Origin of the sequence: Romboutsia ilealis, from assembly GCF_900015215.1 — a bacterium.
GTDB classification, from domain to species: Bacteria; Bacillota; Clostridia; order Peptostreptococcales; family Peptostreptococcaceae; genus Romboutsia; species Romboutsia ilealis.
In genome coordinates this window covers 712744-736886 of record NZ_LN555523.1, presented here as the reverse complement: position 1 = coordinate 736886, position 24143 = coordinate 712744, and the positions used below count along the sequence as shown (strand labels likewise).

At 27.3% G+C, this 24143-nt stretch carries 24 protein-coding genes; 6 read left to right on the top strand and 18 right to left on the bottom strand.

Translation table 11 applies throughout. The features are described from left to right. Positions 1-46 precede the first annotated feature (46 nt). Positions 47-1369, bottom strand: coding sequence for an aminotransferase class V-fold PLP-dependent enzyme (locus CRIB_RS03435; RefSeq protein WP_243633567.1), 1323 nt, complete (start codon positions 1367-1369; stop codon positions 47-49). A 96-nt stretch (positions 1370-1465) separates the two neighbouring features. Further along, on the bottom strand, positions 1466-1636 hold the full coding sequence (locus tag CRIB_RS03430; RefSeq protein ID WP_180703144.1) for a hypothetical protein: 171 nt from the start codon (positions 1634-1636) through the stop codon (positions 1466-1468). 191 nt (positions 1637-1827) lie between these two features. Between CRIB_RS03430 and CRIB_RS03425 the strand changes: the two genes are divergently transcribed. Continuing rightward, positions 1828-3060, top strand: a complete 1233-nt coding sequence (locus tag CRIB_RS03425; RefSeq protein ID WP_180703143.1) for an LL-diaminopimelate aminotransferase — start codon at positions 1828-1830, stop codon at positions 3058-3060. A gap of 119 nt (positions 3061-3179) precedes the next feature. Here CRIB_RS03425 and CRIB_RS03420 read toward each other — a convergent pair whose 3' ends face one another. Together CRIB_RS03420 and CRIB_RS03415 are read right to left on the bottom strand one after the other, a co-directional pair. After that, a complete protein-coding gene (locus CRIB_RS03420; RefSeq protein WP_180703142.1) occupies positions 3180-3359 on the bottom strand; it encodes a hypothetical protein in 180 nt (59 codons plus the stop codon). A 169-nt stretch (positions 3360-3528) separates the two neighbouring features. After that, complete coding sequence (locus CRIB_RS03415; protein ID WP_180703141.1) at positions 3529-3747, bottom strand: hypothetical protein; 219 nt, start codon at positions 3745-3747, stop codon at positions 3529-3531. A gap of 122 nt (positions 3748-3869) precedes the next feature. Here CRIB_RS03415 and CRIB_RS03410 point away from each other — a divergent pair, with 122 nt between their 5' ends. Continuing rightward, the gene (locus CRIB_RS03410) at positions 3870-4346 is read left to right on the top strand and encodes a permease (protein ID WP_180703140.1); all 477 of its coding nucleotides are present in this window, start codon (positions 3870-3872) and stop codon (positions 4344-4346) included. After that, positions 4343-4858 carry a permease gene (locus CRIB_RS03405; RefSeq protein WP_180703139.1) on the top strand — a complete coding sequence of 172 codons (516 nt, stop codon included), beginning with the start codon at positions 4343-4345 and terminating at the stop codon, positions 4856-4858. The genes CRIB_RS03410 and CRIB_RS03405 overlap by 4 nt, the downstream gene beginning before the upstream one ends. Before the next feature lie 162 nt (positions 4859-5020). Here CRIB_RS03405 and CRIB_RS03400 read toward each other — a convergent pair whose 3' ends face one another. The 4 genes from CRIB_RS03400 to CRIB_RS03385 all read right to left on the bottom strand — a co-directional run bounded on the left by CRIB_RS03400 (position 5021) and on the right by CRIB_RS03385 (position 10989). Further along, entirely contained in the window at positions 5021-6298 is a 1278-nt protein-coding gene (locus tag CRIB_RS03400) for a sensor histidine kinase (RefSeq protein ID WP_180703138.1), read from the bottom strand. Continuing rightward, complete coding sequence (locus tag CRIB_RS03395; protein WP_180703137.1) at positions 6282-6950, bottom strand: response regulator transcription factor; 669 nt, start codon at positions 6948-6950, stop codon at positions 6282-6284. Before CRIB_RS03395 ends, CRIB_RS03400 begins: the two co-directional genes overlap by 17 nt. A 254-nt stretch (positions 6951-7204) precedes the next feature. Then, entirely contained in the window at positions 7205-8146 is a 942-nt protein-coding gene (locus CRIB_RS03390) for an IS982 family transposase (protein ID WP_180701595.1), read from the bottom strand. Positions 8147-8502: 356 nt separating this feature from the next. Next, on the bottom strand, positions 8503-10989 hold the full coding sequence (locus tag CRIB_RS03385; RefSeq protein WP_180703136.1) for a heavy metal translocating P-type ATPase: 2487 nt from the start codon (positions 10987-10989) through the stop codon (positions 8503-8505). Between the two features lie 237 nt (positions 10990-11226). Here CRIB_RS03385 and CRIB_RS03380 point away from each other — a divergent pair, with 237 nt between their 5' ends. Continuing rightward, positions 11227-12027, top strand: a complete 801-nt coding sequence (locus CRIB_RS03380) for an N-acetylmuramoyl-L-alanine amidase (RefSeq protein WP_180703135.1) — start codon at positions 11227-11229, stop codon at positions 12025-12027. An 81-nt stretch (positions 12028-12108) separates the two neighbouring features. On the opposite strand, the gene CRIB_RS03375 is transcribed toward CRIB_RS03380, so the two are convergent. The 3 genes from CRIB_RS03375 to CRIB_RS03365 form a co-directional block, all read right to left on the bottom strand. Continuing rightward, entirely contained in the window at positions 12109-12663 is a 555-nt protein-coding gene (locus CRIB_RS03375; RefSeq protein ID WP_180703134.1) for a hypothetical protein, read from the bottom strand. Between the two features lies 1 nt (position 12664). Beyond that, positions 12665-13339: a hypothetical protein gene (locus CRIB_RS03370; RefSeq protein ID WP_180703133.1), complete on the bottom strand. Its 675-nt coding sequence runs from the start codon at positions 13337-13339 to the stop codon at positions 12665-12667. 80 nt (positions 13340-13419) lie between these two features. Then, a complete protein-coding gene (locus CRIB_RS03365) occupies positions 13420-14091 on the bottom strand; it encodes a PspA/IM30 family protein (RefSeq protein WP_180703132.1) in 672 nt (223 codons plus the stop codon). A gap of 246 nt (positions 14092-14337) precedes the next feature. On the opposite strand from CRIB_RS03365, the gene CRIB_RS03360 reads away from it, so the two are divergent. Beyond that, entirely contained in the window at positions 14338-14865 is a 528-nt protein-coding gene (locus tag CRIB_RS03360) for a 2'-5' RNA ligase family protein (protein ID WP_180703131.1), read from the top strand. 109 nt (positions 14866-14974) lie between these two features. Here the strand turns inward: CRIB_RS03360 and CRIB_RS03355 are convergent, their stop codons facing one another. Continuing rightward, positions 14975-15172: a DUF1450 domain-containing protein gene (locus CRIB_RS03355; RefSeq protein ID WP_071120990.1), complete on the bottom strand. Its 198-nt coding sequence runs from the start codon at positions 15170-15172 to the stop codon at positions 14975-14977. Between the two features lie 185 nt (positions 15173-15357). On the opposite strand from CRIB_RS03355, the gene CRIB_RS03350 reads away from it, so the two are divergent. Beyond that, positions 15358-15966, top strand: coding sequence for an acetate uptake transporter (locus CRIB_RS03350; RefSeq protein WP_207204149.1), 609 nt, complete (start codon positions 15358-15360; stop codon positions 15964-15966). A gap of 107 nt (positions 15967-16073) precedes the next feature. Here the strand turns inward: CRIB_RS03350 and CRIB_RS03345 are convergent, their stop codons facing one another. The 6 genes from CRIB_RS03345 to CRIB_RS03320 all read right to left on the bottom strand — a co-directional run bounded on the left by CRIB_RS03345 (position 16074) and on the right by CRIB_RS03320 (position 24093). Beyond that, positions 16074-17618, bottom strand: a complete 1545-nt coding sequence (locus CRIB_RS03345; RefSeq protein ID WP_180703130.1) for an AbgT family transporter — start codon at positions 17616-17618, stop codon at positions 16074-16076. A 23-nt stretch (positions 17619-17641) separates the two neighbouring features. Next, the gene (locus CRIB_RS03340; protein ID WP_207204148.1) at positions 17642-18814 is read right to left on the bottom strand and encodes a M20 metallopeptidase family protein; all 1173 of its coding nucleotides are present in this window, start codon (positions 18812-18814) and stop codon (positions 17642-17644) included. A gap of 560 nt (positions 18815-19374) precedes the next feature. After that, complete coding sequence (gene nhaA / locus CRIB_RS03335) at positions 19375-20586, bottom strand: Na+/H+ antiporter NhaA (protein WP_180703129.1); 1212 nt, start codon at positions 20584-20586, stop codon at positions 19375-19377. A 534-nt stretch (positions 20587-21120) separates the two neighbouring features. After that, a complete protein-coding gene (locus CRIB_RS03330; protein ID WP_180703128.1) occupies positions 21121-22431 on the bottom strand; it encodes a TRAP transporter large permease in 1311 nt (436 codons plus the stop codon). A 46-nt stretch (positions 22432-22477) separates the two neighbouring features. Further along, positions 22478-22984 (bottom strand): TRAP transporter small permease, encoded by a 507-nt coding sequence (locus CRIB_RS03325; RefSeq protein WP_180703127.1) that lies wholly within the window; start codon positions 22982-22984, stop codon positions 22478-22480. 38 nt (positions 22985-23022) lie between these two features. Beyond that, positions 23023-24093, bottom strand: a complete 1071-nt coding sequence (locus CRIB_RS03320) for a TRAP transporter substrate-binding protein (protein WP_243633566.1) — start codon at positions 24091-24093, stop codon at positions 23023-23025. Positions 24094-24143 lie beyond the last annotated feature (50 nt).

Genomic DNA, 24143 nt, shown 5'->3' with positions numbered 1-24143 from the left:
TTATTTTGATAAAAAAAATAGCCAAATAAATTGGCTACTTTTTTCATTATGCATCTACTGCAATTTTCTTTAATTCATCTATAAATATCTTTGCTTCCTCCATTGTATTATACAATCCTATACTTAGCCTAATCATCCCAAAATCAGCATCATCAAGATTTTTCTTATATTCCTCGTAATTATTACTTACTTTCAGTAATCTTGCTACATATGGATGTGCACAAAACTTACCTGCTCTTAGTGATACTGCATTTTCTTTTGCAAATTTATCAGCTACTTCATAACAATCTTTGTTCTTTATATTAAAAGATATAACACCCAATCTATCTTCAGTATTTTCAGTATCTCCATATATTATTACATTATCAATTTTTTTCATTTCTTCCATCAAGTAATCCTTGATTTTTCTTTCATGATTATATATATTTTCAAAACCTATATTTTTTAACTCTTCTAATGCTCTAACCATTGCCATAGTTCCTATAAAATTTGGACTTCCAGCTTCATGTAAACTTGGCGGTTCACTCCAAATTACTTTATCATCAAATACGTAATCTACACATCCTCCACCTTTTACAAAAGGTTCTTCAACATCTAAATCTTTTACCAGACCAACTATTACACCACTTCCAAATGGTGCATATGTTTTATGACCTGAAAATACTAAAAAGTCTATTTGCTCTGTAGGATCCTTTCCTTTCATATCAACTTCTTTATGTGCAACTAATTGTGCTCCATCTACTACTATTATTGCACCATATTTATGAGCAAGTCTTGCTATTTCATGTATAGGATTTATATATCCTGTTACATTAGATGCACCAGTTACGCTTACTATTTTTATATTTCCATTTTCTTTTTTTAATTTATTTTCTATATCTTCTATATTTATCCTTCCTAATTCATCTACGTCTATATATTCAACTATAGCATTTTTTCTCCAAGGAAGGTCATTTGCATGATGTTCCATTCTAGTTGTTAGTACTTTATCATTTTTATTTTTTATTAGTATGTTAGCTAATATATTTAAAGACTCTGTTGTTGTCTTTGTATATACAACTGTATGAGTATCATTGTCTTGTAAGTTAAAAAATTTTAATACTCTCTCTCTAGACTCTTCATATTTTCTAGTTGATAATTCTCCTTTTGGGCCTTGACCTCTACCTATCGAGCCATATACTAATAAATCATTGTATACTTCGTCAAATACACATTTTAGAGCTGGTGTTGTTGCACCATTGTCAAATCCAATAGGTATAACCTTCTTACCATTTTCTAGTTTAAATTTAATATCTACCCCTAAAAACATCTTTCTATAGTCTGAGTTCTTTTCAGCTCTTGTATACTTTTTATTGTTTAAATTTTGCAATACAAAAACCTCCTTTTTAAAAGAAAAGTAGACAATACCTTTCTCGTATAATTATATGATTTTTTTTGTAGAAAGTTCTTGCTTTACTTTATATATTTAAATCATATTATTTTTAGGGAGATTATTATCCTTTTTACTATTTCCTTCACTATTTACAACTTGAACTTGTTCAAGATTTGATACAAGATCTTTATCTCCTTGAGAATGATTCACTATATTTTGTATTGATTGATTTTTATTATCTCTTCTTACTTTTGATTTATCCAAAATTATCACCCTTTCTTATGTATAAATATAGTTTTTCCTATATATTTTTTTAAACTTGTAAATAATTACTTTATAACACATTTTAAAATTCTTACACTTATATCCATTTTATATTAATTTTCTAGATTCAGTGCTTAAATATGTAACCGATAAATATTATATATTATACTATTTATTTTGGAGGTATAACAATGGGATTTTTGGACCATTTAATTGCTGACTCACTAGGAGGATCTTCTTTCTTTAATGCTCCTAAAAAACTTTATAAATTTGAGAAAATCAAACAATTAACTCATGAAACTATAAAGAATAATCCTGATATTAAACTTATTGATATGGGTGTAGGAGAGCCTGATAAAATGGCTGATAAACTTATATGTGATGTATTAAATAATGAATGTAGAAAGCCTGAAAACAGGTACTATGCCGATAATGGAATTGAAGAATTTCAAGAAGCTGCTTGTAGATATTTAAACAATGTATATGGTATAGATAATCTTACTACATCTAATGTAATGCACGGGATAGGATCTAAATCTATACTTGCTATGATACCGATATGCTTTATAAATCCTGGCGATGTATGTATAATGCCATCGCCTAATTACCCAACCCTAGCAACTTATACAAAGCTTTTAGGTGGAGAAATATATAATCTTGAACTTTCCAAAGAAAATAATTTTTATATGGATTTAAAAAATATTCCTAACGATATTTTAAAAAGAGCTAAAATGATGTATATAAACTATCCGAACAACCCTACAGGTCAGGTCGCAACTTATGAATTTTATAAAGATATTGTAGATTTCGCTAAGGAAAATAATATTTTAGTTGTATCAGATTTAGCATATGGACACCTAACTTATGATGGATATAAACCTCTTAGCATATTATCTGTTGATGGTGCTTTAGATGTTTGTGTAGAAATCCATTCTCTGTCTAAGTCCTTCAATATGACTGGTTGGAGACTTGCTTTTATAGTTGGGTCTGATAAATTTATAAAACTTTTCTCTGTAATAAAATCTAATACAGATTCTGGTCAATTTAGAGCTATACAAAAAGCAGGTGTATTTGCACTTGATAATTATCATTTAGTAGATATTAATAGAGAAAGATATTCTAGAAGACTTGACCTTTTAACTGAAGCATTGAAAGAAGTTGGCTTTGAAGCTACAAAACCTAAAGCTGGATTTTATATTTATGTTCCTATTCCTAAAGGTATAAAAGAAGGAGTTAAATTTACAACAGCTGAAGATGTTACCTTATACCTTTTATCAAATGCATTAGTATCTACTGTTCCTTGGGATGATTGCGGAGCTTTCTTAAGATTTTCTGTAACTTATGATGCGGATACACTTGAAGATGAAATTAATATAATGAATGAATTAAAAAATAGGTTACTTTCTTTAAATTTAGAATTTTAAAGTTACTTTAACTAAAATTTATATAAGTTAAAAATGAGGGAAATTTCCCTCATTTTTTATAAGTTTAAAATAACTTATTTTCTATATTTAAATAATAATATATTCAACTTTAATTTTTATTATTTAAGCTTTTCTATTAATTTTTCTAATAATACTTGTTTTAATTTTTCATTTATTTCATTTTTATTATTAATTGGTTTACTGTTATTATTCTTATTATTTTTAAATTTGTTATTTGGCTTATTTTTATTATTTTGGTTAGATGTTTCATTAGGTCTTTTTCTTTTTTTATTAGCCATATCTAAACCCCCATTAATTTTTGGTTTATAATAGAATATGAAAATTTCTATCAAAATGTTATATATTAGGCTAAATTATTTTATTTTATACTAAATTTTCTTTTAAATTAAATAATAAGTTTTTTAGATTTAAAATAAAAGGCGTATCATATTGATACACCTCTTATTATTACTTCATTTCGTTTTTCATTTGTTTTTTTATATCGTGTGCAAATTTCTTTTGTTCATACATATCCACTAATTCATCTTTTTTAGACTCCATTATATTCATTGCACCTTCCAGATCATCTTTTACATCTTCTGCTACTTCTTTTGCCATGTACTTAGCTTTAGTAGCTGTTTTTTTAACTTCTCTTTTCATATCATTCATATCATTTATATGGCTCATATCAAACCCTCCTTTTAATTTTTATTGTTCCCAAAATAAATAATTTTATTTGATAACATAAATCTTTAACGATTATTTATAATTCTTCATACTATAAGTATAAAAAGGAGGGGATATTTTTAATGACTTATACTCTTTACGGACTATGTATAATACTTACTTTAGTATCTTTTCTTAAAAACAAAGAAAAAACTAAAAAAGCAATTATTAACGGACTTAAATCTTTAGAAAATATAATGCCTCAATTTTTATCTATTGTAATAATTATAGCTATAATATTAGCTATTTTAAATCCAGAAATGATATCAAAACTTATAGGTAAAGAGTCTGGAAGTTTTGGTATACTACTATCTTCTATAATTGGAGCTATTACTATGATGCCAACTTTTGTTGCATTTTCAACAGGTAATACTTTACTTCAAAATGGCGCTGGATATGCTCAAGTCTCTGCTTTAATTACTACACTTACCATGGTTGGTATGCTAACTTTCCCATTAGAGGCTGAATATATAGGTAAAAAAGCTGCGTTTTATCGAAATTTCTTAGCTTTTTTATTTTCATTTATTGTTGCTATTTTTATAGGAGGTGTATTTAATTGAGTATATCAAAAATAATTAAAAGATATAAATATTTTTTAATATTTTTCTTTATTCTTATACTAATTTCCATATTCAATAATGAAATTGGACTTTCTGCATTTAAAAACATTAAGTCGAATTTAATTCAAATGTTATCAGTTTTACCTCCAACTATGATATTGCTAGGACTTATGGATGAATGGATTCCTCGAGAATATTTTATGAAATATATGGGAGATAAATCTAAACTTCTAGGAATATTTTTATCATTTATGCTTGCATTTTTTGCTGCTGGACCTATGTATGCTGGCTTTCCATTTGCTGCAGTTTTGATAAAAAAGGGAGTCAAATTTTCAAATATAATTATATTTTTAAATGCATGGTGTGTAACTAAATTTTCTACACTACTATTTGAAATTGGAGCTCTTGGATATGAGTTTACATTCTATCGATTAATTATAAATATACCTGGTATTATTATTATGGGATATATAGTTGATTATTTAGTAAGTAAAAAAACCCATAAAATTTAATTATGGGTTTTTTTTGCAAAATAAACATTGTGGAGGATGTTCGTGGGGTTTATTTTACAATAGGGTATTATATTATAGTTTTTAAGTTAGTTCTTTCTTTAGTTATATAATAACTCTTTTTTATGAATTTAATATGAGTTTTTTGTGAATAGTTCTTGAAATCTAATTTTTAAACTCAATAGTAAATACTACAGAATTTTCTTTATTCTTTAAACTATGATAATATCCATGAGATTTAAGTATTTGACTTACTAGATATAATCCTAAACCACTTCCTCCAGTTTTTCTTGATCTAGATTTTTCTATTCTAAAAAATGGATTAAATATCTGACTTAAGTATTTTTTATCTATAGTAACACCAGTATTCTCTATTTCCAAATATGCTCTATATTGGTTATTTTTTCTACTATTTTTATAGTTCTTCTTATAAAGTCTTACTATTAAATTTTCATCTTTTGGAGAGTACTTTATTCCATTTATTATTATATTATTTATAGCTTTCTCAATTCTTGATTCATCACACTTTATATAAACGTCATTTTCTATTTTAAGTATTACATTCATATTCTTTTCTTCTATCAAAAACTGATGTTTTTTTATAAGTTTTTCTAAAAGACTGCTTAAATTAACTTTCGTTAATGCTAAGTCTGATTCTAATATTTCATGCTTTGACACTTCTATCATTTCATTAACTAAATCTCTTAATTCTTGTGTTGATTCATATGATTTTTTTAGATATGTATCTCTATCTTTATATTTTCCAATATTATACATCATACCTTCAAGTTGACCGCTAATTATAGTTATAGGAGTTTTTAGTTCATGAGATATTGTCGCTACAAAGTCTTTCCTTCTATTTTCGGCCTCTCTCTCACTTTCTATAATTTGTATAAGTGGCTTTGTTATTACCTTTGAATAAATATATGCCCCTATTGCCCCTATTAAAAGTGCAACTATTAATATAAATGGCATTAATTTTCTTATAACTTGATTAGCCTCATCTATAGGTTGTAGAGGCATTACTATATCCAGCGTATAAGGAGCTATAGAGTCATTAGTATATATAGGAACGGTTACATGATATTCATCATCTGGAGTTTTTCCTAGTATATATTTACTATATCTTGATATTACAATTTCATTTTTCCCATATAATATTTTGCCATTACGATTTTTTAATACAATCGATAAATTTTGATTTTTAGACATATAATATAATCTTTCTTGTAAATAATTTGTATTATGTCTAGGTGAATTTTCACATACTTCACTTACACTTTTATCTAAAAGGTCTATTTTATACTTATGATAATATGTAGGCAGTAAAAAATATAATATCATATATATTATCATAGCAAGCACTACTAAAAGCCCTGTTGTTATTAAAAATAACTTATACTTTATATTTATATTTTCTAATCTATTAAATAATCTTTTCAAGTGTATACCCTATACCCTTTACAGTTTTTATATATTGTAACTTAATTTTCTTTCTTAAGTTTTTTATATGAGCATCAACTATTCTTGTATCTCCATAGTAATCATATCCCCATATCGAATCAAGCAGTCCTTCTCTCGTTATAACTTGAGGATACTTTTCTATTAATGTCTTTAATATATTAAATTCTTTTAATGTAAGTTCTATGGTCTCCCCTTCTACTTCAACTGTATATGTATTTAAATTAAGTTTTAAATCTTCAAAACATAATGATTCTTCACTAGTTATTTTTAAACTTCTCCTTAAAACAGCTTCTACCCTTTTTATTAAAATATTAAATGAAAATGGTTTAGTTATGTAATCATCGCATTCTAATTCAAATCCTTTTACTTGATTTTCTTCTTCATTTAGTGCGCTTAAAAATATTATCGGTACTTTAGAATTTTGTCTAATCATTTTACAAACTGAATATCCATCTAAATTCGGCATCATTATATCTAATATTATTAAGTCGTAATTTCCTTGCTTAAATTTAGATATTCCTTCTAATCCATCACTTGCAAAATCCACATTATATCCTTGCGATCCTAAAAATTCTACTATAAGTTCTTGTATACTACTATCATCTTCTATAACTAATATCGATGCATTCATTTTTTTATCTCCTTTTTCTTTAGCTAATATAAATATTTTATCCTACTTTTATGAATTTAGTGTGAACTAATAATATATAGCAAATTTATTCTGATAATACCTTATTATAAAACTTTTTTATTTTTTAATAATATTTTTATAGCTTTAAATTTCAATAATAATTAATCTGTTGTGCTAGTTAATTATTTTTCCAAATAAAGGAATTTAAATTGTGCAAAAAAGAATATCCTATGAAAGATTAGTATTTGTAATTTTTATCCAAATACTAATCTTTTTATTTTAGATATAGAATCTTCATTTCCCATTAATTTGTTTATTAGAAATGATATATTATGAGCTAAAACTTTTATTGAAGTTCTAGTTATAAATCCTAACATTGATTTACTTTTTACTTTATTCAAATTTAATTGTTCTGCCAACTGAGAAAAACTAGTTTCTATCCTTCTTCTAGCTTTAAATATCAATTGTCTTATATCTTTGGGATAATTATCTTTACTATTTCCGCGCTTTAAAAATAATAGATTTATATCCTTTTCAACTTTCAGTTCAGGCGTTAGCCTTTTATTTACATACCCTTTATCACCAATAATAGAAATAGATTTATATTTATCACATAAATCCCATACTGCATTTCTATCATCTACATTAGCTGGAGTTATAATATAATCAGATAAAAATCCATCTATTGTAGTAAGAGCATGAAATTTAAATCCAAAATAAGTTTGTTTTTTTGAAGGACATCTACCATAAGAGGCTTCGCCTTTAAAGCATTTACTAAAATGTGCTCTACCAAATTCACATACTGGAATAGGCATACTATCTACAATTCTTATATTGTTAGAATAAGATTGCATAAATAAAGAAATATGCTCTCTTATTTTAGATATTACCCAATATAAGTTTCTTTTAGTTCTGTTGAATCTCGTTCTATCTCCTATCTTTGGAAATAGATTTTTATATTCCCTTTTAAGCAAACTAAAGAATGCTTTTTCAGAATCAATAGTTAAAAGTTCACCAACTATGCTAATAGTGATTATCTCACTATCAGAAAGTTTGCTATCTTTTATATTACGTCTATTACTTACAGTTATAGGTATAATCTCATTATATATATCATCTATAATTACAAATATATTTGTAAATAAATCAGTTAAATTTTTTTGATCTTGGATATAATAATTATTAAACTCTAGCATATATAATCCTCCTTTAGAATAGTAGAGATAATCTTAGGATACTATATTTGTTGGAGTTTTATTATTGAAAAATTTAACTAGCACAACGAGTTAATTAATATATTTTTAGTACTTAATCTGGATATATTAAATTTGAATTTTGAATATGATTTAATTCTACTAATTTTTCAACTCTTTCCTTTATATCTTCTAATTTTTATCCCATATATAAAATTTTTTAATCATATAAATATATTCTTATATATATGAATTTTTTAACAGTGTAAACTGTTTATAATAAAAAATAGATATTACCATAAAACTCTGATAATACCTATTCTTGTATCTTAATCATTAAAATTTATATCTATCTCTTATTACCTATATCCTTTAAAATTTTTAAGCCTAAGTGCATTAGTAACAACCGACACAGAACTTAAACTCATAGCAGCTGCTGCAAACATTGGGTTTAAAAGAGGTCCACCAAATATATATAAAACTCCTGCTGCTATAGGTATACCTATAGTGTTATATCCAAATGCCCAGAATAAATTTTGCTTAATATTTTTTATAGTTTCATGACTTAGCTTTATAGCCGTTGGTACATCCATTAAGTCACTCTTCATTAGTACAATGTCTGCTGATTCCATTGCAACATCTGTACCACTTCCTATAGCTATACCAATATCTGCTTGAGCTAGCGCAGGAGCATCATTTATGCCGTCTCCAACCATTGCAACAAATTTACCTTTTTCTTGAAGTTTTTTAACTTCATTAGATTTATCTTTTGGTAAAACTTCTGAAACTACTATATCTATTCCAACTTCTTTTGCTATAGCATCTGCCGTTTTTTGGTTGTCACCTGTAACCATAGCTACTTTTATTCCCATTTCATGAAGCTTTTCTATAGCTTTTTTACTATTTTCTTTAACAGTATCTGCCACTGCTATTATTCCACATAAAGTATTATCTACTACTATATACATAGGAGTTTTTCCAAGTGATGCTAATTCATCAGATTTTAATTCTAAGTCTCCTAAATCTATATTTTTATCATTCATAAGTTTTTTATTTCCAAGTAATACTATATCGCCATCTATTGTAACCTCTATACCGTGCCCTGGTATAGCTTTGAAATTTTCTACTTTCTTAAATTCAATATTACTTTCTTCTCCGTATTTTACTATAGCTTCTCCAAGTGGATGTTCTGAACCTTTTTCAGCACTTGACGCTAATTGAAGTAAGTATCTCTCATCTACATTATTAGTTGTTATTATATCTGTAACAGTTGGTTTTCCTTCTGTTATTGTACCTGTTTTGTCAAATATTACAGTATCTACTTTATGTGCCAATTCTAAAGCTTCTCCACCTTTTATAAGTATTCCATTTTCTGCACCTTTACCAGTTCCAACCATTATTGCTGTTGGTGTAGCAAGACCCAGTGCACAAGGGCATGCTATTACAAGCACTGATATAAATATTGTAAGAACGAATTCTAAATCCTTATTTCCAACTATAAACCAAAGTGCTGCTGACACCAAAGATATTATTATAACTGCTGGTACAAAGTATCCAGATACAGTATCTGCAAGTGCTGCTATTGGAGCTTTTTTACCTTGAGCATCTTCAACAAGCTTTATGATTTGGGCAAGTGCAGTATCTGAACCTACTTTTTCTGCTCTAAATTTAATAACACCATTTTTATTTATACTTGCTCCAGTTACATTATCTCCAACATTTTTTTCAACTGGTATACTCTCACCAGTAAGCATAGATTCATCAACTGATGTATGTCCTTCTACAACAATACCATCAACTGGTATTTTACTACCTGGTTTTACTATTATTATATCTCCTACTTCAACTTCATCTATTGGTATTTCTACTTCTTGATTTCCTTTTATAATTAATGCAGTTTTAGGTTGAAGTCCCATAAGTTTTTTTATAGCTTCTCCTGTTTTTCCTTTAGATCTTGATTCTAAATATTTCCCAAGTAATATTAAAGCAATTATTATACCTGCACTTTCAAAGTATAATTGATGATGTCCATGTCCCACTTCCCTAGTAGTAGTTGCTATTTTAAATGTTGTATACACACTATATAAAAATGCTGCTGATGTTCCTATTGCAACGAGTGTATCCATATTTGGATTTTTATTGATAAGTGATTTAAATCCATTTATGTAAAACTTATAACCCGCCATCATTACTGGAATTACTAATATCATTTGTATAAGTGCATAATTTAATGGATTCATCATCGGATCTATAATACTTGGAACTGGCCAAGGACCAAAAGGCTTTGATATCATAGGTCCCATTGCTATGTAAAATAGTGGAATAGAAAATCCTACCGCTATTATAAATTTAGTAAATAAAGTTTTCATCTCTTTTTCTTTTCTTATTTTATCTTCATCTACTAGTGCTTCTTTCTTTTCTTCAATTATAGAATACCCTGCTTTTTCTATTGCTGATTTTATCTGTGATAACTTAACCTTAGATGAATCGTACTCTATATTTGCTTTTTCCGTTGCAATATTTACACTTGCATTTTCTACTCCATCTAATTTTTTTGTAGCTCTTTCTACAGCCTTGGCACAAGATGCACATGTCATGCCTCCTATTTTGATTTCTAAAGTATTTTTGTGGTCTTCAATTATTGAATATCCGGCTTTTTCTATTGCTGATTTTATATCATCAAAACTTACTTTTTGCTTATCATATTCTATATTAAGCTTTTCAGTTGCAATATTTACACTTACATTTTCTACGCCATCTAATTTTTTAGTTACTCTTTCTACAGCTTTTGCACAAGATGCACATGTCATACCACCTATTTTATACGTTTCTTTATTATTTAGCATATCGTATCTCCTTTAATTATTTTGATATCCCACATACCCTATATAGGTATATTAAAGTATTTATTTTATATTTTCAATAACTTTTTATAAATTTATTAAATTAACTTATTTATATCTTAGTTTTTCCTTTATACCTAAAATTATATTTACTTTAATCATTAAACATAAAATGTTGAAATATACCTTGTTCATATATATAATATATATGAAATAATTTACATATATAGGAGGTATATTTTGATAAATAAGACATTAAAAAAAATTGCATCAGCATCTATATTAACAACAATACTTGCATCAAATTTTATAATATCAAATGCAGCAAGCTACAAAGTATTTATAGATGCAGGTCATGGGGGTAAAGATAATGGAAGTACTCATAATGGGTATTTCGAAGATGCTATTAACTTGCAAATTGCGCAAAAGTTAGAAGATAAATTAATAGATGAAGGTATAAAGGTTGAAATGAGTAGAGATGATGACTCATATATATCATTATCAAAACGAGCAATAAAATCAAATAATTCTGATGCAGATATGTTTATTTCAATACATCAAAATGCATCTTTAAATAAAAATGCAAATGGTATAGAAACTTATTATATGGGTGCTAAAAATAAAGATTTAGCAACTACTATCCATAAAAGCGTTGTAAATTATACAAATGCAAATGATCGAAATATAAAAACAAAAAACTTACAAGTATTAAGAGATAACCAAAAACCATCTATTCTTTTAGAATGTGGTTTTATATCAAATTCATCTGAAGGATATAAATTAAGTACTGATGAATATCAAGATAAAGTAGTTAATGGTATAGTTGATGGTATAAAAAAATATTTCAATATCTCTGGTTCATCTAAATATGCTACCGTTTTAAATACTGTAAATATCATGAGTAATAGAGGAAAAAACTTTAAAGTTATAGGTAAATTACCAAAGGGAACTAAAGTTAAGGTCATAGATACAAAATTTGATTGGCATAAAATAGAATACAATGGTAGATACGGATATGTTTCCGGTGTTTACGTAAAATAAACTTTAAATTTTATAAAAAATAAGTAGATATAATTTTATATTAATTATCCTACTTATTTTTTATTATATAAATATTAAGTTTTAATCTCTCTTACTTCTTATATAATCAATTACAATGTATATAACTACTATTACAGTTATAATCATTACCAGTTTCATAATCCATGAACTTACTCCATATCCAAAAAAGACTCTTCTAAATGGACTATATCCTCCGTAGTAACTTCCTCCAAATATAGATTTCTTAGATCTACTTCCTCCATAATCACCATAATCATTATTAGCGTTAGTATTATTATTACTACTATTATTATTTTTAGGTGTCGTAGAAAAACTTCCTGAATCTGGTTTTATTGTACTTGATGAACCTGAATTGTTACTACTAGTATTTGGCTTTATAGAAAAACTTCCCGAATCTGGCTTTATTGTGCTTTTGGGCTTTGTGGAATAATTTTTCGTTGAGCTTTTTGTTGAACTTTTAAAACTTCCAGAACTAGGTTTAGTTGTAGAAACTAATGCTACATAAGTATCATCATATGCATAAGATTTTATATTTCCTAATAATCCCCCTATGTAAGTAAATAAAAATATAAATGTCGTTAAAAGATAAGCTATCTTTATTTTCTTATTTCTCATATTATACTCTTAACCCCATTTCTATAAATTTATCATTTATTCTAATTAACTCATCTTGAGTACCATCAGTTATAACTGAATCATATGATTCTTCTCCTTTAAATTTCGAGTACTTTAATATATGCTGATTATCATAATCTTTGCTATCTATTAAATATACATATCTACTAAAGTTTCCATTATCATCTTTTTCTACTAAATAACCTGCTACATTGAATACAAACTTCTCATCACCTTGATAAAGCTCTACTGTATCAGTAGTTTTTGTAAGTAATGTAGTATCTTTATCACATTTTGCTGTATACTCTTTTTCCCTACAGTTAAAGCAATGATTCATATTACAAATACTTACACAGTTTCTACATGCACACTTACTGCATTTATCAATCTTTTCTAAATCTCTACGCTTATCAAGTGTAAGATACTTATTTATTTTTTGACTTGGATCATTTTCTATTTTAAATAGTTTTTTAAATAGTCCCTTATCTTTTTTACTTTCTTTTTCTAAGTTATCTAAAAACTCAATATAATCTTTTAGTGTATCAACTTTACTTATAAAACTTCTTTTTTCTAGTTCCTCTGTATCTAACATTTTTCTTAAATCATCTACACAAAACATTAATTCAGTATATACTTTATTGTATTTATTTTTTTCATTTAATATTATATCTTCCATATTTACCACCTCTAAAACCAAACTATTCATTCTATACATTATTAAAGGTAGATAGCTTTAAACCATCTACCTTTAATATACTATTTTTTCATTTGTTCTTTTATTCTTTCTAATTCTTCAGCTACTTTAGAATCAACTGATGGTGAACTTTTTATATATTCATCTAATAACTCATCTTCATTTTTAGGTTTTAACTCATCTAAAGCCTTTCCATAGTTTTCTTTTTGAGAAACTTTCTTTTCAAGTTCATCTAAATTTATACCATGGTCATCATTAAGACCTGATAATGTTTCATTTATTTCATTATTTATCTCAGCAACATCAAGTCTTGTTGCTAACTCTTGTTTTTTAGACTTCATTTTAGATATTTCTATTTCTAACTCTTCTATCTTAACTTTTATAGAAGATATTTTATCGTCTTGTTCTTTTATTCTAGAATTAGTTTGATTTAACTTTTCTTGTAAATCTAGCTTTTGCTTAACAAATGATTGTGCTTTTTCAGTATCTTCTTTTAATATAGCTGCTTTAGTAGCTTCTTCATATTTATTTATTTTTTCTTCTAGCGCTTTTTTCTCATCTCTTATACTATCTACTGTAGCTATAAAGTTTGCACATTGCTTTTTAGCATTTGTAAGTAATTCTTCTTTTTTCTTTATAGAAAGTTCTAACATTTCTATTGGATCTTCATGTTTATCTAATACCTTATTAGCTTTTGCTTCTATAACATTTTTTAATCTTTTAATAAAGCTCATTTTATCATCTCCAAAATATTTAAATTAATTTTAAGATAATTATACACTAATTTTCCTAAATTTTGATTACTATTTTATTACTAAATAATTTATATTTAATTATATTTTACTTTTTGTATTTGTAAAATCTTCATATTTTCACTTATTTATATCATATTATAAGTATATAATATTTATGTATATGTTATAAATTTTAATATGATAATTTATACTATGTACATAAATTTAGATACAAAGGAGTAGTTTATGAGATATGTTGTTGTAAGTGTAGTTAAAGGAGAAGCAGGTAATTTTAATAATAATTTAAGAAAAGAAGTCTATGAGAAATTCAATGCTAAATCATCTAAACTTCCTGCGCATTTTACTATTAAATCTCCATTTGAAACCGATAATATAATACAATTAGAAAATACTTTAGATAAATTTAGCAAAGAAAACTATTCTGCACCTTATAAAATAAAAGGATACGACCATTTTGATGATAGGGTTATATTTATGAAAGTCATTATGAGTAAAGAAGGCAAAATTCTTCATGATAATCTAATAGATTCTATGAGTAGTATTGATTATATAAACTTTGATAAACTAGATGGTAAAAATAAAATATTTCATATTACTATAAGTTCAAAAAAAATAAAAAATATATTTAATGATTTATTAAACTATGTAAGTTATATACCTTGTGATTTTAATTGTAACTTTGATAATATTTGTATATACAAATGGGAAAATAATACTTGGTTACTTCATAAAGAATACCTATTAAAAAAGTAGTAGCAAAATTACTACTACTTTTATGCGTATAAAACTATGGCTATCATCTATAAATCAGATTCACCTCATCTTTATATATGAAATTAAATACTTTGGTTAAATTCTTTTTTTATTTATTATTTTTTGCAGCTTCTAAAAATTCATCTTCTGTTTGCTTTATAACAAGTTCTCCGTTTATTTTTCCAACAGCTTCCTTAGAAAATGATCTACATGCACCTATACATCCAGTTTTAACATTTTCTTCTCCTATAGTCTTTTTTAACTTGTCTACATTTATATTTGAACAATATGGGCATACTCTTATCATTGCTTTAGTCTCCTTTAATTTTATTATATACTTTTTATTAATTTATACCCTTTATATGAAATAATAAACGTAATCAATCTTTACACCTATCGACATTTTTACATTTTTCTTTTTATTGACATATAACCTATTTTAATATATTATATTTTTTTGTGAATTTATTTAATATATTATGGAGGAAAATTATGAACGAAAACAAAGTAAAAATAGTTACTGCTGATCCTTCAGCTCTTGGGCTATTCGGTCTTGCAATAATAACATTAGTTGCATCTTCTCAAAAACTTGGATTAACATCTGGGGTATCATTTGTAATTCCTTGGGCAATATTTTTAGGTGCTTCAGCTCAGCTTATGGCATCTATACATGATTTTAAACATAATAATACATTTGGAGCTACTGCATTCGGTGCTTATGCATTCTTCTGGTATTCAGTTGGATTTGCTTGGTTAATACAAAATGGAGTATTTGGACCTACTTTAGCAGCTGCTATAGATCCTAAGCAATTAGCATTTGCTTACCTTGGTTATTTAATATTTACTATATTCATGACTATAGGAGCTATGGAAACTCATAAAGTATTATTTATAATATTTGTTCTTATAGACTTCCTATTCTTAGGTCTTACTTTAAGTACATTTGGTATAGCAGAACATGTTACACACAATATAGCTGCTTATTCAGAATTATTAATAGCTGTATTTTCATTCTATGGATGTGGTGCAGCTGTCCTTAATACTCATTTTGGTAGAACATTCTTACCAGTAGGTAAACCATTTGGAATATTTAAAAAATAAAATTCAAGTTCTCAAATAGAATTATTTTTAATAATTATAAAGGCACTGAATTTAAGATTTTAACCTTAAATTCAGTGCCTTATATATTTATTCTCCTATTTTTAAAACTACATTATATAATATATTGCTCCTCCTGGTCCTAGAGGTATATTAAATATCATAAATGCTAAAAGAAGTATTATCCAAGCAATAGCAAAAACTATTGAGTATGGAAGCATATTAGCTATTATAGTACCCATACCTATATTTTTATCATATTTTTTAGCAAATGCTAATATCACTGGAAAGTATGGGAAAAGTGGGCTTAATGGATTAGTTATAGAGTCCCCTATACGATAAGCAACTTGAGTTAGTGCTGGATCATATCCTAATAATAAAAACATTGGTACAAATATAGGTCCCATTATAGCCCATTTTGCAGATGCACTTCCTACAAATATATTTATAAATGCTGCAAATAATACAAATGCTACTATAAGTCCTTTACCTGTCATACCTGCATTTTGAAGCCACTCTGCTCCTTTTATAGATAATATAGTACCTAAATTACTTGCATTAAATAAGTATAAAAATTGTCCTGCTGCAAATGCTAAAACTATATACATTCCCATATCACTCATAGAACTACCCATCATAGAAACTAAGTCTTTATCATTTTTTATACTCTTAGTAACTTTACCATATACAAATCCCGGAACTAGAAATACTGCTGTTATTATCGGAACTATACCTTTCATTAAAGTTGAACCATTAGAAAGTAATGACCCTGTTTCGCTATCTCTTAAGAATGCATCATTACCTATAGATAACCCAACTATTATAATTACTACTAATAATAATGAATATAGTGCATATTTAAGACCTTTAGCTTGAAGTGGTGTAACTTCTTTTGATGTTGATGTATCTGCTGCTAAGCCTTCATATTTTCCAAAACGAGGAGCTACATATTTTTCAGTTACAATCGCACCAAGTATAGTTAATACTACTGCAGATACAGCTAAGAAATACATATTCATTGCTGGATTTACTACATAATTTGGATCTACCATTTGTGCAGATTGACCTGTAAATCCTGCCAATAATACATCTATCATACTAACTATTATATTTGCAGAAAATCCCGCTGCAACTCCTGCATACCCTGCAAACATACCTATCAGTGGATGTCTTCCTATACCTATAAATACAAGTGCCGCAAGAGGTGGAAGCACTATAAACCCTGCATCAGCTGCTGCATTTGCTACTATCCCAACAAATATTATAGTTCCAGTAACTAATTTTTTAGGAACTTTGTTTATACTTTGTTTCATTAATACTTCCATAAGACCTGTTTTTTCTGCAATCCCAGCACCAAGCATTGTAACTAGTACAAGTCCTAATGGTGCAAATGATTGGAAATTTGAAACTATGCTACCTAAGAATATCTTAAGCTGTTCTTTATTTAATAAATTTATAGCTACTATTTCTTCTCCTGTTGATGGATGTACAGCGCTAACACCTTGACTTGATATAATTGCTGATAATACAAATATTACTCCACATAATATAAAAAATATTGTAACTGGATCTGGTAGTTTATTTCCTACTATTTCTACTGAATTTAATACTCTATCTAATAAACCAACCTTTTTATTTTCTTTTACTTTACCCAACTATGACACCCCCTTAATAGAATTTACTTTAAATAATCAATTGCTATTTGAGATAAGCTTTGTGCTAATATGCCTACATTTTTACTATCCCATTTAAAGTATGGGTTATGATGAATAACTGGCTCACTTTCATTATTTGCTATTCCTATAAACATAAATGCTGACGGAACTTTTTGTGCAAAGTAAGCAAAATCTTCTCCACCCATATTAGGTTCTTTTAAATCAAATACATTTTCTTCTCCAACTACTTTTTTTAATGATTCCTTAGCAAAGCTAGTCATATATTTATCATTTATTAATGCTGGATAGTTGGCCTTATATTTAAATTCATAAGTTGCTCCTTGAGAAGTGGTTATACCTCTTACTAAATCTTCTATAATACTTGGTACAAGTTTTCTCGTTTCTTCTTTAAAAGTTCTTATAGTACCTTCTAATTCAACTTCATTAGGTATCACATTATAGCTATCTCCACCTTGTATTTTTCCACAAGTTACAACTACTGGATCTACTGGACTGGTTCTTCTACTTACTATAGTTTGTAATGCATTTACAATTTGACAAGTTATTACTATTGGGTCTATTGTTTCTTGAGGAATTGCTCCATGACCACCCTTTCCTATAATCTTTATGTTAAATATATCTGGTGCAGCCATCATAGGGCCTTCTTTTAAATGTACTTCACCTTCTTTTAAGTACCCCCATAAATGTGCTCCAAAAGCTACATCTACCTTTGGATTTTCAAGCACTCCCTCTTCAATCATAGGAAGGGCACCGCCTTCTATTTCTTCTGCTGGTTGAAATACTAATTTAACATTACCATGTAATTTATCTTTTAGCTCATTAAGTATCATAGCTGCACCTAAAAGACCTGCAACATGACCATCATGACCACAAGCATGCATCATACCATCTACCTTTGATTTATACTCTACATCTGCCTGCTCTTGTATCTTTAATGCGTCCATGTCAGCTCTAAGTAAAACTGTTTTTCCTGGATATTTCCCTTCAATTAATCCAACTACTCCTGTTTTAGCTACATTTTTTTGCACCTTGATTCCTAGTTTTTCTAGTTCATCAATTATTATTTTTGCTGTTTTAAATTCTTTAAAGTCTTCTTCTGGATACATGTGTATAGTTTCTCTTAATGCTATCATTTCTTCTAAATACTTTTCACATAAATTTTTTACATGATTCACTTTAACTCCTCCTGAATTTATTTATGAATTATATAATTAATATGAAGCTTATCTTGTACAATATCACTTATATAATTTCATTTTTATGAAATATAAATTTATACCTTGTTATATGTTTATTTGCTAAGCAATTAACAAAGCTAAATACAGCTATTAAATTCTTTAATGTGTGAATATATTCTTATCTATTTTTTATTCATGCATTTCTTCCGAGCAATTTCTTATATATTGATTATCTTATACATCTTATGTTCAAAGTTAATATTTATTTAAACATTATACTCTACTAGGAATTATAAACTAATACTAGAATACATAAAAAATTCGCTTCGCTTGAGCGACGTGTCGGCGAAACACTTCATGTCGCCAACGACTTCGTCCGTTGCTTGAGCCACTGCGTGGGCGAAGTATTTCAAAATCTTTTTTGCGCTCAAAACCAATTTGTTGCTATTACTTACATTCAGAATTTCTCCACATTTTTTTAAGTATTATAATATCCTTAAGCGTAAAAAAGAGGTTATCCCATATATCTATGAAATAACCTCTTTTTAATATATTTTTTAATTTTGTTTTCTAAGTCCAAAATGTAGATGAGATATTATATACTTTCTATTTAAATATGGTTTTAAAAATATTGTTGTACAAGTTAAAGTTGATGATAAAATACCTGCTATTAATATGCATATCTTACTTGCATCAACTATATCTTGATTGCCTGAAAATGCTATTTCTGTAACAAATATAGACATTGTAAATCCTATCCCTGCAAGTGTTGCGACTTGAAGAAGAGATGCCCATGTAGTATCTTTTGGTTTTTCTATTAAATGTAATTTTACTCCTATATAGCTAAAAAGTATTATTCCAAGTGGCTTTCCTATTATAAGGCCACCCATTATCCCCTCTATAAGTGTTTTAAGTTCTGCATAGTTTATATTTGCTGCTAAGTTTATTCCAGTATTTGAAAATGCAAATAAAGGAAGTATCAAATAATTACATATTGGTGATAAACTTTCATTTACATTCTCTAGTAAACTTTTATTGCCATTTTCACTGTTTGATGGTAAACAAATTGCTAATAATACACCGCTTATCGTTGAGTGTATCTTACTTATATAAACAAAAAACCAAAGTGCTATTCCTACAATCATATATGGTATTGCTTTTTTTACCTTTAATATTTTGTTCATATAAATCAAGATACACAATACTCCTATAGCTCCCATTATCCCAAATAAATTTATATCCGAAGAATAGGCTATACCTATAACTAATATTGATATTAAATCATCTACTACCGCAAGAGATAATAAAAACACCTTTAAACTAGGATCTAGTTTATTTTTTAATACCATAAATACTCCTACAGCAAAGGCTATATCTGTAGATATTGGTATTCCTATACCATTAGCAAATCTTGTGTTATAATTTAACATTAAAAATATTAATGCGGGTACTGCTACTCCACCGCATGCCGCTATAACTGGAAATGCAGCTTTTTTTACACTAGATAAATGACCTTTTAATATCTCATGCTTTATCTCACATCCTACTACTAAGAAAAATATTGCCATAAAAAAATCGTTTATTAGTAAATGTAAGTTAAATTCACCAAATATTTTAATATCATTAAATATACTATGATATACTTCTCTTAAATCTGTATTTGACATTATCAAAGCTAATATTGTGGCGCTTATTAATAATATACTTGTTAATATTTCTGGATTAACTTTGTTTGATCTACCCCCGATAACTTTTTCTTCTAACTTCATTTAAATCTCCTCCATTCATTTTATGTACATAATATATTATTGTCTTAGTTACAAAAATTAGCAATTTCTTGAATCAGATTGTAGAATATATAAACTAACTTTTTTAAAATTTTACTTTATTAATATTTCATTTATATTAAAATTTTAACATAATAATAATATAAACTCATTTCAAAATCCTTTTCCTTTTTATTTTTGAAAAACTTTATATTTTTAATATGCATAAAATATATTAAGAAATTAAATTAATCACTATATACTTTTAATATTTAATAAGAAATTCGATTCGCTTGAGCGACGTGTCGGCGAAACACTTCATATCTCCAACAATATGAGTGATTATCCATAAAAATTTTATATATTAATTTCTTTATATATAGGTTTTAATTAAAATACTACATTATATGAAAATATTATTTTGAATTTTTCAAAGCTATAATAAATAATAAAAGTATTTATAATGTAGAATGATTCTTAAAACATATATACATAAAAATAGACTCTATCATTAGAGTCTATTTTTATAATTTTATATTATACTAGCCCCATAAGTTTTGGTATAAATAAACTTAATTGAGGTATAAATGTAACTAACATAAGAACAATAAATATTGCAATATAAAATGGTAATATAGATTTTATAACACCTTCTACCTTAGTTTTTGCAACTCTACAACCTACAAACAATGTATTTCCAACTGGAGGTGTTATTGTACCTATACATAAGTTAAATACTAACATTATCCCAAATTGTATAGAATCCATGCCTAAACTTTGTGCTATTGGTAAAAATATTGGTGTAAATATTAATATTGCTGGAGTTGCATCCATAAATGTACCAACTACTAATAATAATATATTCATTATTAATAATATCACTATTGGATTGTCAGATAAACCTAATATTAAATTAGTTATATACGTTGGAACATTTGTAAAAGCTAATATCCAAGACATTATAGATGATGCCCCTATTAAAAATACTATCATCGCTGTCATATTTACAGCTTCTAATAATATCCTTGGTAAATCTTTCAATTTTATTGATTTATATAAAAACATTGACAATAATAAAGAGTATACAACTGCTATAGCTGCACCCTCTGTCGCTGTAAATATACCACCTGTTATACCACCTATTATTATTACTATTAATGATAAACTTGGTATTGCATCTAAAACTACTTTTAAAGCTTGAGAGAATGTTATTTTTTCTTTCGTTGTTTTATAAGCTTTTTTCTTAGCTATAAAAAATGCCACTATCATAACACCTAATCCCCAAAGTATTCCTGGTATATATCCTGCCATAAATAATGCTGTTACTGATGTACCACCACTAACTAATGAATATATTATTAATGAGTTACTTGGAGGTATTAACAATCCAGTAGGTGCTGACGCTACATTTACTGCCGCACTAAAGTCTTTATCATAACCTGCTTCTTCTTGTAATGGTGTCATAATTCCACCCATAGCAGCAGCAGCTGCTGTTCCTGATCCACTTATTGAACCAAATAACATATTACCGATAACATTTGTGTGAGCTAATGATCCTGGTAATTTACCAGCTAATAAATTTGCAAAGTTTACTAATTTTATTGCTATACCACCATTGTTCATTATAATACCAGCTAATATGAAAAATGGTATTGCTAATAATGAGAATGAGTTAATCCCTGTAAATATACGTTGTGCAGCTGTAAAAACTGCATTTTCCCATGGTAATGCAGGTAGTATTGCTAAAACTGAAGATATCCCTATTGTAACAGCTATTGGTATACCTATTAATAGTAATATTGGAAATACAATTAATAAAGTTAATCCCGTTTGTAATGCTAGTTCCATTAAATTTCCTCCTTTAAAATATAAACTTTTTATTCCCCTTCGTTTATTATTGAGCTATGCTTGATCCTTTTTTATTTTTATGTATTGACAATTCATTAATAATATCATATATATTTAAAATATTGTATATTACTGTTGTAATACCTGATAAAGGTAATGCTAGGTATATATATCCCATTGGTATTTGTAAAGATGAAGATAATTGTCCCATTGATAATTTTGACATATTATATCCACCGAAAATTAATATAAATACTGCAAATGCCATTATTACTAATTCAAAAAATATTCTTACTTTAATTTGATTTTTTTCACTTAATTTATCAAATAAAAATGTCATCGCCATATGCTCGTTCTTTCCAAATAAATAGGCACCTCCTAATAATCCCATCCATACAAAAGAAAATAATACTAATTCTTCTGTTATCGTACTTGGATTATTAAGTACATATCTTGATACAACTTGCCATGTCACCAATATAGTCATTAATGCTAATAGTGTACAGCATATAAATTCTAATACTTTATCCAAACCTTTTCTAAGAGTTTCCATTTATATTCTCCCTTTATAATATTTTATTACGTTTATAATTAATTAACTCCCGTTTCAGAACTTTCTTTAGAATGCTCTTTATTTTCATTTCTCGCTAATATTTCATCACCTTTTGCTCTTATCTTATCGAAAATAGCCTTCATATCAGGATCTTGAGTATATTCAGCGTGTAAATCTTTCATTTTTTCTTGGAATGGTTTTATATCTGGATAGTAGAAATTAACTCCCATTTCTTCAGCTTTTGCCTTAGCTTCTGCTGCTGCTTCTTCCCACGCTTCTACTTCAAATTCATTTGCAAGCTTAGCTCCGTCTACTATTGCTTGAGATTGATCTGGCGTTAATTCATCTAATAATCTTGCATTAACTATTAATAAATCTGGTAACATTGCGTGCATATTATAAGAATAGTTCTTTGCAACTTCACCATGTTTATTGTTTACAAGTGCTAATTCATTATTTTCTGCACCATCTATGACACTTTGCTGTAACCCTGTATAAACTTCACCAAATGACATTGGTGTTGCAGACGCACCTAATGCTTGAAGCATTTTTACATTTGTAGGACTCGTTTGAACTCTTATTTTTAGACCCTTTAAATCATCTGGTGTATTTATTACTTTTTTTGTAGTATATATATTTCTTATACCTGCATCAAACCATGTTAATCCTATAAATCCACTTTCTCTAGTTGACTCATATATAGGACCCATTATTTCTTCATCATTCATTACCTCATGGTAATGTTCTTTACTGTCCATTATGTATGGTAAGTTAAGAACTGTATATGAATCTTCAAAAGCTTCTAAGTTCCCAAGACCTGCAACAACTAAATCTATAGCTCCTGTTTGACATAACTCAACTGCTTGAGATGTTGCTCCTAATAGCTCATTTGGAAATATTTGAACATCAAGTTCATTGTTAGTTTTTTCTTCAACATATTTTTCAAATTCAAGTAACGCTTTATGTTGAGGATGATCTTCATTTTGACCATGAGCAACTCTTATAACTCTTACAGATTTTTCTTCTCCATTAGCACTACTACAACCTACACCTACAAATGACATTGTCGCTATTAATATCAAAGTAGTTATACGTTTTCCTATTTTCATTAAAATTCCCCTTTCAATATAGCATACAAGCGAATTCTAGTATACAAGTT

Excerpts from the sequence above, each read along its gene's own strand:
- CRIB_RS03410 (WP_180703140.1), top strand. The coding sequence starts at position 3,870 with ATGACTTATACTCTTTACGGACTATGTATAATACTTACTTTAGTATCT.
- CRIB_RS03415 (WP_180703141.1), bottom strand. The coding sequence starts at position 3,747 with ATGAGCCATATAAATGATATGAATGATATGAAAAGAGAAGTTAAAAAA.
- CRIB_RS03330 (WP_180703128.1), bottom strand. The coding sequence starts at position 22,431 with ATGGAACTAGCATTACAAACGGGATTAACTTTATTAATTGTATTTCCA.
- CRIB_RS03355 (WP_071120990.1), bottom strand. The coding sequence starts at position 15,172 with ATGATAAGAGTATGCCCATATTGTTCAAATATAAATGTAGACAAGTTA.
- CRIB_RS03320 (WP_243633566.1), bottom strand. The coding sequence starts at position 24,093 with ATGAAAATAGGAAAACGTATAACTACTTTGATATTAATAGCGACAATG.
- nhaA (WP_180703129.1), bottom strand. The coding sequence starts at position 20,586 with ATGAAGTTAGAAGAAAAAGTTATCGGGGGTAGATCAAACAAAGTTAAT.
- CRIB_RS03385 (WP_180703136.1), bottom strand. The coding sequence starts at position 10,989 with ATGCTAAATAATAAAGAAACGTATAAAATAGGTGGTATGACATGTGCA.
- CRIB_RS03390 (WP_180701595.1), bottom strand. The coding sequence starts at position 8,146 with ATGCTAGAGTTTAATAATTATTATATCCAAGATCAAAAAAATTTAACT.
- CRIB_RS03350 (WP_207204149.1), top strand. The coding sequence starts at position 15,358 with ATGAACGAAAACAAAGTAAAAATAGTTACTGCTGATCCTTCAGCTCTT.
- CRIB_RS03395 (WP_180703137.1), bottom strand. The coding sequence starts at position 6,950 with ATGAATGCATCGATATTAGTTATAGAAGATGATAGTAGTATACAAGAA.
- CRIB_RS03375 (WP_180703134.1), bottom strand. The coding sequence starts at position 12,663 with ATGAGAAATAAGAAAATAAAGATAGCTTATCTTTTAACGACATTTATA.
- CRIB_RS03360 (WP_180703131.1), top strand. The coding sequence starts at position 14,338 with ATGAGATATGTTGTTGTAAGTGTAGTTAAAGGAGAAGCAGGTAATTTT.
- CRIB_RS03420 (WP_180703142.1), bottom strand. The coding sequence starts at position 3,359 with ATGGCTAATAAAAAAAGAAAAAGACCTAATGAAACATCTAACCAAAAT.
- CRIB_RS03365 (WP_180703132.1), bottom strand. The coding sequence starts at position 14,091 with ATGAGCTTTATTAAAAGATTAAAAAATGTTATAGAAGCAAAAGCTAAT.
- CRIB_RS03325 (WP_180703127.1), bottom strand. The coding sequence starts at position 22,984 with ATGGAAACTCTTAGAAAAGGTTTGGATAAAGTATTAGAATTTATATGC.
- CRIB_RS03370 (WP_180703133.1), bottom strand. The coding sequence starts at position 13,339 with ATGGAAGATATAATATTAAATGAAAAAAATAAATACAATAAAGTATAT.
- CRIB_RS03425 (WP_180703143.1), top strand. The coding sequence starts at position 1,828 with ATGGGATTTTTGGACCATTTAATTGCTGACTCACTAGGAGGATCTTCT.